Genomic DNA, 2,358 nt, shown 5'->3' with positions numbered 1-2,358 from the left:
GGATCCTTGACGAGGTCGACTATCTTTACTCTTTTCATAAGGTTTTCTTATCTGCTTACTCAAATGCTCCCATCTTAAGGTTATCCACCTCCTCCTGTGTCAGGTAGCGCCACTTACCACGACCGAGATTCTTCTTCGTAAGTCCGGCGAAGTAGACCCGGTCGAGCTTCACTACACGGTAGCCCAGTGCCTCAAAGAGTCGGCGAACGATGCGGTTGCGACCTGAGTGGATCTCAATACCCACCTGAGTGTGATCCTCATCGGTGACGTAGCTGATCGCATCAGCATGCATCTCGCCGTCCTCAAGCTCGATACCATCTGCCAGCTTTTGCATATCCTCGGGAGAGACCTCCTTGTCGAGCCAGGCGTGGTAGATCTTCTTCTTCTCAAAGGAAGGATGGACCAGCTTCGCTGCCAGTTCTCCATCATTGGTGAGCAGCAGGACCCCAGTCGTATTGCGGTCGAGCCGCCCCACTGGATAGATGCGCTCCTTTGCGGCTGTACGCACGAGATTGACCACCGTCATCCGCTCCTGCGGGTCATCCGACGTGGTGACGCAATTGCGTGGCTTATTGAGGAGCACGTAGACTTTATTCTCAGGCTTGACCTCCTGACGATTGACCTCCACGCGGTCATTGATGGTCACCTTAGTGCCAAGAGTTGTCACCGGAGCACCGTTTACCAGAACGGCACCGGCTGCGATCAGGTCATCCGCCTCACGACGAGAGCAGACACCCGAGTTGGCGATATACTTATTGAGTCGGATCGGCTCATCGGCACTGATCTCAGGCTGATCGTATGTAGGCTGTACAGGCTTTCTCCTTTGACCTTTGGCGGACTGGCGGGGGGAGCCGGCTCCTCTGGGACGATTGTTCTTGGATCCGAAATTTCTTTTTGTATCACGGCGACCGCCACCGTCCTGCTCATCATACGATCTCCGGGATCTCTGTCCGTACGAGGGTCGATCACCCTGATCACGACGGTAGGGACGTCCCCCCTGCTGGCGACGCTGGCTCTGATCATTGTCATAAGAGCGGTAGCCAGACCGATCTCTGCCAGTGCGATCCTCTTCGCGGGCATCTACTCTCCGACGGAAGCGTGCTCCCTCACTCGCACCGCCATCCTCTCCGGAGTCACCGTAGTGCCTGCGATTGCTCTCAAATCTCTGCTTGTACCTAGCCCTGTAGTCGGTGTCCGGCTCTTCGCGTCGATAGTCGACATCAATGGAGCCGCCGTCACGACGGTCATATGAGCGGGATCCCCTGTAGGAGTCATAGCTGTCCAAGCCGTCATTCCTGTCTCTCCGGAGGTCCTGCGATGAGGAGGGTACCTCCTCAGGACGCATCTCTCTGATACGACGTCGGCGTCTCATGCCAGGCTGCTGGTCATCATCGGCGGAGCTGTATCTGCTGCGAAAATCCGATCGTTCACGGTCAGCATAGCCCCTACGCGAAGCAGGGTAACGCTCATCGAAGCGATCCGTAGGATCTGTATCTTGCATAGACCCTCTATCCATGTAGTCGTCTTTATTCATTATAGACTTCTCTATCTCCCTCACGGGAGGGTGACGCAGCCTCACGGCTGCATGTACTGTAAATAGCTAATATTTAACGGTGTAAAGGTACGAAGAATTGGTCACTTACTATATACACCCGTATAGTTTCGCGGAGTGATCTTCTTCATCTCCTCCTTCACCTCCGGGCTCACATCGAGATGATCGATGAAGTCCTCCAGATGCTCTCGGGTAAGTTTTTCATTGGTGCGAGTGAGCTTCTTCAGCGCCTCATAGGGCTTTGGATAGCCCTCTCGACGAAGTATTGTCTGCAGCGCCTCCGCTACGACCGGTAGTGCATCGTCTAAGTCTGCAAGTATGGTCTCCTCATGGAGGATCAGCTTATCCATCCCCTTGAGGATGGAGGAGAAAGCGGTCATCATATGAGCCACCGGCATACCGAGGTTACGCATCACGGTAGAGTCGGTGAGATCCCTCTGCAGACGGGAGATCGGGAGCTTGTGCGCCAGGTGCTCTAAGTAAGCCACCGCGATACCGAGGTTGCCCTCAGCATTCTCGAAGTCGATGGGATTGACCTTATGGGGCATAGCTGAGGAGCCCACCTCGCCCTCCTTGATCTTCTGCTTGAAGTACTCCATCGAAACATACATCCAGATGTCCCGGCAGAAGTCTATCAGGATCGTCGAGATCCGCTTGAGACCATCCAGGAGCGCCGCAAGGTTGTCGTAATTAGAGATCTGGGTCGTATACTCCTCCAGTCCCATGCCCAGGTGATGAGCAAAGTGATTGGCAAAGTTACGCCAGTCGATCTCGGGGAAAGCGACATGATGGGCATTCATATTACC

At 54.5% G+C, this 2,358-nt stretch carries 2 protein-coding genes; both read right to left on the bottom strand.

What is annotated here, in order from left to right; translation table 11 throughout:
* Positions 1-55 precede the first annotated feature (55 nt).
* Positions 56-1,372: a pseudouridine synthase gene (locus Q0F21_RS07315; RefSeq protein WP_297238719.1), complete on the bottom strand. Its 1,317-nt coding sequence runs from the start codon at positions 1,370-1,372 to the stop codon at positions 56-58.
* A gap of 263 nt (positions 1,373-1,635) precedes the next feature.
* A partial coding sequence (locus Q0F21_RS07310) for a lyase family protein (RefSeq protein ID WP_297238718.1) occupies positions 1,636-2,358 on the bottom strand: 723 nt, incomplete at its 5' end.

The sequence above is a fragment of the uncultured Porphyromonas sp. genome (assembly GCF_934359325.1).
Classification (GTDB): Bacteria; Bacteroidota; Bacteroidia; order Bacteroidales; family Porphyromonadaceae; genus Porphyromonas_A.
This window is presented reverse-complemented; position numbering and strand designations above follow the sequence as displayed.